The sequence below is a fragment of the Methylibium sp. T29 genome (genome assembly GCF_000576205.1).
GTDB classification, from domain to species: domain Bacteria; phylum Pseudomonadota; class Gammaproteobacteria; order Burkholderiales; family Burkholderiaceae_C; genus Methylibium; species Methylibium petroleiphilum.
Genome location: NZ_AZND01000150.1, coordinates 1 through 8,188 on the forward strand (window position 1 = coordinate 1; position 8,188 = coordinate 8,188).

An 8,188-nucleotide genomic window follows, 5' to 3' on the forward strand; every position below is an offset into this window, starting at 1 on the left:
CCGCGCGGGCCGCTGCGCTGGCCTGGATGCCCGCCGCGCTGTGGGGCATCGGAGGCGTGCTCGTTGCGCTGCTCGCGCGCCGCAGCGCGCGGCCGGACTGAGTGGCCTATTTGCCCCAGGAGTCCTTCAGGCCAGTGATGCGGTTGAAGACGGGTTGGCCCGTCCGGTGGGCCTTCGAGTCGGCGACGAAGTAGCCGTGTCGCTCGAACTGCAGACGTGACTCGGGCATCACCCGACCGACCGATGCCTCGACGTAGCCGGCCACCACGCGCCGGCTGTCCGGATTCAGCACCGTCAGGAAGTCGCGCCCGCCGGCGTCGGGTTGCGCCTCGGTGAACAGGCGGTCGTAGAGCCGCAGCTCGGCCGGCACCGCCTCGTGCACGCCCACCCAGGTGATCGTGCCCTTGACCTTCACCGCGTCGGCGCCGGGCGTGCCGCTCTTGGTGTCCGGCACCACCGTGGCGAGCACCGCGACGATGCGGCCGTCGGCGTCCTTCTCGCAACCGGAGCACTCCACCACCACGCCGTACTTCAGCCGCACCTTGTTGCCGGGGAATAGGCGGAAGAATCCCTTCGGCGGCTGCTCGGCGAAGTCGCCGCGCTCGATCCAGACCTCGGGGCCGAGCGTGAACTCGCGCGAGCCCAGCTCGGGCAGGTGAGGGTGGGCCGGCGCGTGGCAGGGCTCCAGGTGGTCGGCGCTGCCGAACACCTCGGCCCAGTTCGTGAGCTTGAGCTTCAACGGATCGAGGACAGCCATCGCGCGCGGCGCCTTGCCTTCCAGGTCGTCGCGCAGTGCGGCGTCGAGCGTGGCGTAGTCGATCCAGCTGTAGTCTTTGCTGACGCCGATGCGCTCGCAGAACAGCTGAATGCTCTCGGGCGTGTAGCCGCGCCGGCGCAGTCCGACGAGGGTGGGCATGCGCGGGTCGTCCCAGCCGTCAACGTGGCCCTCGTCCACCAGTTGCTTGAGCTTGCGCTTGCTGGTGACCACGTAGGTCAGGTTGAGCCGCGCGAATTCGTGCTGGTGCGGCCGCGGCTGCGCCAGCAGGCCCAGCGTGCACAGCGTGTCGAGCAGCCAGTCGTAGAACGGGCGCTGGTCCTCGAACTCCAGTGTGCAGATGCTGTGGGTGATGCCCTCCAGCGCGTCCTCGATCGGGTGCGCGTACGTGTACATCGGGTAGATGCACCAGGTGTCGCCGGTGTTATGGTGCGTCGCGCGCTTGATGCGGTAGATGGCCGGGTCGCGCAGGTTGATGTTGGGCGAGGCCATGTCGATGCGCGCGCGCAGCACCGCGGCGCCGTCGGCGAGCTGGCCGTCGCGCATGGCCCGAAAGCGCGCCAGGTTCTCGGCCGGCGTTCGGCTGCGGAACGGGCTGTCGGTGCCGGGCGTGTTGAAGTCGCCGCGCGTGGCGCGCATCTGCTCCGCGCTCTGCTCGTCCACGTAGGCGAAGCCCGCGGTGACCAGGGCCTCGGCGGCGCGGTACATGAAGTCGAAATAGTCGCTGGCGTAGTACAGGTGCTCCACCGGCGTCTCGGGGTGGGCGGGATCGCGCCCCTGCCAGTCGAAGCCGAGCCACTTGACGGCGTCGACGATGGCGTCGACGTACTCCTGCTCTTCCTTCTCGGGATTGGTGTCGTCGAAACGCAGGTGGCACACACCGCCGTAATCGCGCGCCAGCCCGAAATTCAGGCAGATGCTCTTCGCGTGGCCCACGTGCAGGTAACCGTTGGGCTCGGGCGGGAAACGGGTACGGATCTTCGCGGCGTCGAGCGGTGCGCCGGCGTGGTGGGCGGCGTCGCCGGGCGATCCGGCGTGGCGGCGACCGGCGTAGGTGCCGGCTTCCAGGTCGCGCTCGATGATGCCGCGCAGGAAATTGCCGGGGCGGTGCGGCTCGGCGGAGGCGTCGCCCGGGCCGGGCTTCTTGGGAGCGTGGTTCATGGCGGGCGGGAAAGGGAAGCGGTCATTCTAAGGAGCGCCCTCGTGCCGGCGCCGGAGCGTTGCATTCACAAAACTTCACCCGTTTTCTTGCATCTGGATACGGATCGCTGTGAACCTGACCAGGGGCTGACCCGTTCTTAGCAGCAAGGACATGAAAACCTTCCCCTTGGAAGCGTCCTGACAAGGAGACCGTATGAAGCAAGCGATCCGCAAGACCCTGGCCGTCGCCGCACTCGGCCTCGCCGGGCTGGCCGCCACCGGTGCGGCGCATGCCGGCGGCGTGAACTGGCACATCGGCATCAACCTGCCGGGCATCTTCTATCCGGCGCCGCCGGTGGTCTACGCACCGCCACCGGTGGTCTACGCACCGCCACCGGTCGTCTACGCCCCGCCGCCGCCGGTTTACTACCGCCCGGCGCCCATCGTCTACCAGCCGGCACCGGTCTATGTGCAACCGGCACCGCGCGGCTACTGGCGTGAGGGCCGCTGGCACGACCACGGTCGTCGAGACGGCTACCGCGATGGCTATCGCGATCGCAACGGCGACGGGCGGCCCGACCGCTACCGCTACTGAGCGACCGACCGGCCCAGCCGGTCGGTCGAGCGGCCTCCCTTAGAATTCAGGCCCATCGAGATCGTGCCATCAGGGAGTCGCGTGCCGTCCGTCCAAGTCACCCCGTCCGCTGCCGGCGCAACGCTGGAACAGTCCGCATCGGAACATGAACTGGCGGTGCTGCTGGTCGAAGCGTTGAACCTGGAGGTCGCACCGGCCGACATCGATCCGAACGCGCCGCTGTACGGCGAAGGCCTCGGCCTCGATTCGATCGACATCCTCGAAGTCGCGCTCGAGGTCTCCCGGCGCTACGGCTTCCAGTTGCGATCCGACGACGAGAACAACCAGCTGATCTTCCAGTCCCTGCGCAGTCTTGCGACGCATGTCGCGAAACACCGCAGCACCTGAGAGCCAGAGCGTCCCCATGCCGAACGGGCGCCTCAGTCTCGGGCTGCTGGCGGCAGCGGCCTACGCAGTCCTTTCCCACTGGCTGATGGTGCACGCGGCCAATCGGCCGTGGGCCATCGCGGCGCTGTTCGGTCCGCTGCTGCTGGCGGCGCTGGGCTTCGCGCTGCGGCAGCGCAACGGGCCGCTGCTCGCGGGGCTCGCGTTCGCGCTGCTCGGGCTCTATGGCATCGTCGAGCGCGGCGGCGTCGGCGACGTGAACCGGTTGTACGTGCTGCAGCACGCCGGCATCCATTTCGCGTTGTTCGTCAGCTTTGCGGCCTCGCTACGGCCGGGGCGGCTGTCACTGATCGGCGGCGTGGCGCAGCGCGTGCACGGCGGATCGCCGCTGTCGCCCGAGATGGTGCGCTACACCGGCAAGGTCACGCGCCTGTGGGCCGGTTACTTCCTCGCGATGACGTTGGCCTCGCTGTGCGTCTATGTGCTGGCACCGTGGAGCGTCTGGTCGCTGCTCGCCAACCTGGTCACGCCGGTGCTGATCGCCGCATTGTTCGTCGGTGAACACCTGCTGCGCTACCGCCTGCACCCCGAATTCGAACGCGCCACGCTGGCCGCGGCCGTGCGCGCCTACAGCCACAAGCCGGTGAACGGCGACGCCGCGGGGCGATGAGCGAGGTGGTCGCCTTGAGCACTGCCGGGCCCGCGTTGCTGCCGCTGATCGAACGCGCCGACCTCGACGCGCCGCTGGCCTGGCGCGCGGGTGTCGCTGTCAGCGCGCGCCGGTTCCTGGCCGACGTGGCGGCGCAGGCCGCATGCTTGCCGGCCGCCGGCCCGCTGGTCAACCTGTGCGGCGACCGCTATCGCTTCGCGGTCGGCCTGGGCGCAGCGCTGCTGCGCGGTCGGACCAGCCTGTTGCCGCCGAACGCGCTGCCCGACACGCTGTCGCGCCTGCGCGGGTCCTGGCCAGCGCTCGAAGCCTTGACCGACGATGAAGCGCTGGAAGTCGACGGCGTGCCGCTGCTGCGGGCGTTGACCGATGCGGAGACGCCGGGTTCGGCAACGGTGCCGCGCATCGCGGCCGACCTGGAAGCCGCCTGCCTGCTGACCTCGGGGTCCACCGGCGAGCCGCAGCCGCACGCGAAATCCTGGGGTGCAGTGGTCGCCAACATCCGGGCCGCGTCGCTGCGCCTCGCCGAGGTGCTGGAGCGCCCGTCGCTGGCCGGCCTGAACCTCGTGGCCACGGTGCCGGCGCAGCACAGCTACGGCTTCGAGTCGAGCGTGCTGCTGGCCCTGCTGGGTGGTGCGGCCTTGGACAGCGGGCGGCCGTTCTACCCGGCCGACATCGTTCAGGCGCTGGCGCGCCTGCCGCGACCGCGCGCGCTGGTCACCACGCCGTTTCACTTGAAGACGCTGCTGCTGTCCGGCGTGGCGCTGCCGTCGACCGACCTGCTGCTGTGCGCGACCGCGCCGCTGTCGCCGCAGCTCGCGCTGCAGGCCGAGCGCGCCTTCGGCGGGCCGCTGGTCGAGATCTATGGTTGCACCGAGGCCGGGCAGGTGGCGACGCGCCGCACGGTGCATGGCGAGTCGTGGCAGACCTTCGGCGCGCTGCGCGTGCACAGCGAAGGCGAGGGCGAGTCCGAGCGCTTCATCGTCGACGGCGGCCACGTGCTGCAGCCGACGCCGCTCGCCGACGTGCTGGAGCTCGAAGGCGCGCAGCGCTTCCGGCTGCTCGGGCGCGCCAACGACCTGATCCACGTGGCCGGCAAGCGCAGTTCGCTGGCGCATCTGAACTACCACCTCAACAGCATCGAGGGTGTGGTCGACGGCGCCTTCTGGCTGCCCGAGGACGTGGCCGACGGCGTGGTCCGGCCGGTGGCCTTCGTCGTGGCGCCGGGACTGAGCAGCGCGCGGATCATCGCGGCCCTGCGTGCACGGCTCGAGGCGGTGTTCGTGCCGCGCCGCGTGCTGCACGTCGATGCGCTGCCGCGCGAGGCGACCGGCAAGCTCACCAGCGGTGCGCTGGCGCAGTTCGCGCGGGCACGGCTCGACCGGCAGGCCGCACCGTGAACGAACCGGCCGTGCACCTCACGCGCCGCGTGGCGCACGACCATCCGGCGTTCGCCGGGCATTTTCCGGGGCAGCCGCTGTGGCCCGGCGTGCTGTTGCTGGCCGAAGTGATGGAGGCGTTGCAGGCCGCGCCGGCACTGGCGGCGCGCCTGGGCGAGCGGCCGACGCTGGCGCAGGCGAAGTTCCTCGCGCCGGTAGGCCCGGGCGACACGCTGGTCGTGTTGCTGTACGACGAGCCGCGCGGCCTGCGCTTCGAGCTGCGGCGCGGTGAGGTGCTGGCGGCCAGCGGCCTGCTGCTGCCGGAGGCCGCGGCATGAGCGCGGGCTCGCACACCAGCCGCCACGGCGATGCCGTCCCGGCCGACTGGACCCGCGAACCCGAGCGCAGCAACGCGACCGCGCTGCGCGTGATGAGCTGGATCGCGCTGCACTGCGGGCGACGCGTCGCACGCTGGGTGCTGCACCCCATCACGCTGTACTTCCTGCTGTTCGCGGCTGGCCCTCGGCGCCACTCGCGCCGCTACCTGGGCCGCGCACTGGGGCGTCCCGCCCGACTGGCCGATGCCTATCGGCAGGTGCATGCCTTCGCGTCGACGATCCTCGATCGCGTCTACTTCCTCAGCGGGCGCATGGACCTGTTCGATGTGCAGGTGCACGGCGAATCGCTGATCGACGCCACGCTGGCCGACGGCGAGGTGCTTTCCTGGTGGGGGCGCACCTGGGCAGCTTCGAGGCGCTGCACGTGGTGGGCCGCACGCGCCCGGCGCTGCGCATCGCGATGGTGATGTACCCCGACAACGCCCGCCTCATCAACAGCGCGCTGGCCGCGGTGGCACCCGACTTCCGGGCCGACATCATCGCGCTCGGCCGCATGGACTCGATGCTGGCGATCCGCGACTGGCTGGACGCCGGCGGGTTGGCCGGCATGCTGGCCGACCGCTCGCTGCCCGAAGGCAGCTCGACCCGCTCGAGCAGCGTCAGCCTGCCGTTTCTCGGGCAGCCTGCGGAATTCAACGACGGCCCGTTCCGGCTCGCCGCGCTGCTGCGACGGCGCGTCGTGTTCATGACCGGGCTCTACCTGGGCGGCAACCGCTACGAGGTCCGCTTCGCGCCGCTGGCCGATTTCAGCGAGCGTGCCGGTGACCCGGCCGAGCGCGAGCGGCAGATCCGAGCGGCGCTGCAGGCCTATGCCGATCGGCTCGAGGCACTGTGCCGTGAACACCCCTACAACTGGTTCAATTTCCATGACTTCTGGCGCGAGGATGCACCCCGTCGTTGAACGACGCCGCTGCCTGCATCGCCTCGTGCAGGTGGGGGCCTGGCTGGCGCTGGGAGCGCCCGGCGTGGCGTCGGCCGCGGGGCCGGTCTTCGAGTTGCCGGAGCTGATGGCGCTGCTGGCCCGCCAACGCAGCGGCGAAGCCCGCTTCACCGAACTGCGCCATGTGCAGGGCCTGGATCAGCCGCTGGAAGCCAGCGGCACGCTCAGCTTCGCGGCGCCGGACCGCTTCTCGCGGCAGACGCTGAAGCCGCGCCCCGAATCGATGGTGGTGGAGGGCAACACGCTCACCATCCAGCGCAGCGGCCGCAGCCGCAGCTTCGCGCTCGACGCGACGCCCGAACTGGTGGCGCTGGTGGAGGCGGTGCGCGGCACGCTGACCGGCAACGCGCAGACGCTGACGCGCTATTTCCGCACCACGCTCGCTGGCAGTGCGGACAAGTGGACGCTCGACCTCGTGCCGGCCGACAGCCGGCTGGCGGGCCAGGTGCGCAGCGTGCGCATCGCCGGCCAGCAGGGCGCGCTGTACAGCATCGAGATGCTGCTGGTGGGCGGTGACCGCTCCGTGATGAGCATCGAACCGCTGCCCGCCAGCGCGTCGGCCTCGGCCCCGGTGCGGCCCTGATGCGTCCCGCCACGCCGTGGCCGCATCGGCGCGCCTGGATCGTGCTGACGCTGTGGCTCGCCGGCATGCTGGCGGGGGGCGCGCTGATTGCCCGCACCGGCTTCAGCACCGACCTGTCGGCCTTCCTTCCGGCGCGCCCCGATGCGAGGCAGCGCGTGCTGATCGAGCAATTGCAGAACGGCGTGGCGGCCCGCACGCTGCTGGTCGGCATCGACGGTGGCGATGCCGCGCAGCGGGCCCAGGCCTCGCGCACGCTGGCCGCGGCCCTGCGTGACAGCGGCCGTTTCGACCAGGTACAGAACGGCGATCGCAGCCCGGGCTCCGGCGAATGGGCCGCCGCCGGCACGTGGCTGGTCGAGCATCGCTACCAGCTCAGTCCGGCAGTGACGCCGGAGCGGTTCAGCGTCGCGGGGCTGCGGAACGCGATCGACGAGACGCTGTCGCTTCTGGGCACACCGGCCGGCAACGCGGTCAAGCCGCTGCTCGAGCGCGATCCGACCGGCGAGATGCAGCGCATCGCCGAATCGCTGATCCCGGCCAGCGCGCCGCGCAGCGAGGAGGGCGTCTGGGTCGCCCGCACCGCGCCGCGCGCCTTGCTGCTGCTCACCACGCACGCCGCCGGCGCCGATCTCGACGGCCAGGCCGACACGGTGGCGCAGGTGGAGCGGGCCTTCGCGCCGCTGGCCGCGCAGGGGCTGACGCTTCAGCTCAGCGGCGCGCCGGTGTTCGCGGTGCACAGCCGTGCGCAGATCGAGCACGAGGCCATCCAGCTGGCCCTCGTCGGCAGCCTGGTGATGGGCAGCCTGCTGCTGCTGGCGTTCGCATCGCTGCCTGCACTGGCGGTGGCGCTGCTGCCGGTGGCGACCGGCATCGTCGCCGGCATCGCGGCGGTGAGTGTCGGCTTCGGCACGGTGCACGGTTTCACGCTGGCCTTCGGCAGCACGCTGATCGGCGAGGCGGTCGATTACGCGATCTACTACCTGATCCAGGCGCGCGGGGCCGCGGCACCCGGCGGCGGCTGGCAGCGCTGGTTGAAGGACAACTGGCCCACGGTGCGGCTGGGCCTGCTCACGTCGGTGTGCGGCTTCGCGGCACTGGCGTTCTCGGGCTTTCCGGGCCTGGCGCAGCTGGGGGTGTTCTCGATGGCCGGGCTCACCGGTGCCGCACTGGCGACTCGCTTCGTGCTGCCGGTGCTGGTGCCCGACGGCGCGGCCGGGCGAGGGCTGCGTCAGTCGATGGGTCGCTGGGCCGGCGCCGTGCTGCGGCGGTTGCCGCGGCTGCGCGTGGCCTTCTTCCTGCTCGGCGCCGCGGCGTTGCTGTTGCTGGC

General features: G+C 71.2%; 8 protein-coding genes and 1 pseudogene. 8 read left to right on the forward strand and 1 reads right to left on the reverse strand.

Going from position 1 to position 8,188, the window contains the following annotated elements; translation table 11 throughout:
• Positions 1 to 106: 106 nt before the first annotated feature.
• Positions 107 to 1,936 carry a glutamine--tRNA ligase/YqeY domain fusion protein gene (locus tag x551_RS15390; RefSeq protein ID WP_036234906.1) on the reverse strand — a complete coding sequence of 610 codons (1,830 nt, stop codon included), beginning with the start codon at positions 1,934 to 1,936 and terminating at the stop codon, positions 107 to 109.
• A gap of 193 nt (positions 1,937 to 2,129) precedes the next feature.
• On the opposite strand from x551_RS15390, the gene x551_RS15395 reads away from it, so the two are divergent.
• The 8 genes and pseudogenes from x551_RS15395 to x551_RS15430 form a co-directional block, all read left to right on the forward strand.
• Positions 2,130 to 2,510 (forward strand): hypothetical protein, encoded by a 381-nt coding sequence (locus x551_RS15395; RefSeq protein WP_011828914.1) that lies wholly within the window; start codon positions 2,130 to 2,132, stop codon positions 2,508 to 2,510.
• A gap of 81 nt (positions 2,511 to 2,591) precedes the next feature.
• Positions 2,592 to 2,897, forward strand: a complete 306-nt coding sequence (locus x551_RS15400; protein WP_011828915.1) for a phosphopantetheine-binding protein — start codon at positions 2,592 to 2,594, stop codon at positions 2,895 to 2,897.
• A 16-nt stretch (positions 2,898 to 2,913) separates the two neighbouring features.
• Complete coding sequence (locus tag x551_RS15405; RefSeq protein ID WP_036234908.1) at positions 2,914 to 3,564, forward strand: hypothetical protein; 651 nt, start codon at positions 2,914 to 2,916, stop codon at positions 3,562 to 3,564.
• Complete coding sequence (locus x551_RS15410) at positions 3,561 to 4,961, forward strand: AMP-binding protein (RefSeq protein WP_036234910.1); 1,401 nt, start codon at positions 3,561 to 3,563, stop codon at positions 4,959 to 4,961. The genes x551_RS15405 and x551_RS15410 overlap by 4 nt, the downstream gene beginning before the upstream one ends.
• On the forward strand, positions 4,958 to 5,278 hold the full coding sequence (locus tag x551_RS27500) for a 3-hydroxyacyl-ACP dehydratase (RefSeq protein ID WP_231497752.1): 321 nt from the start codon (positions 4,958 to 4,960) through the stop codon (positions 5,276 to 5,278). The genes x551_RS15410 and x551_RS27500 overlap by 4 nt, the downstream gene beginning before the upstream one ends.
• Positions 5,275 to 6,239, forward strand: a pseudogene (locus tag x551_RS15420) (acyl-CoA synthetase). Before x551_RS27500 ends, x551_RS15420 begins: the two are co-directional and overlap by 4 nt.
• Positions 6,223 to 6,861, forward strand: a complete 639-nt coding sequence (locus x551_RS15425; RefSeq protein WP_148210908.1) for a LolA-related protein — start codon at positions 6,223 to 6,225, stop codon at positions 6,859 to 6,861. Before x551_RS15420 ends, x551_RS15425 begins: the two are co-directional and overlap by 17 nt.
• Positions 6,861 to 8,188: MMPL family transporter (locus x551_RS15430; RefSeq protein ID WP_036249312.1), on the forward strand; the 1,328-nt coding region annotated here is incomplete at its 3' end. The genes x551_RS15425 and x551_RS15430, both read left to right, overlap by 1 nt.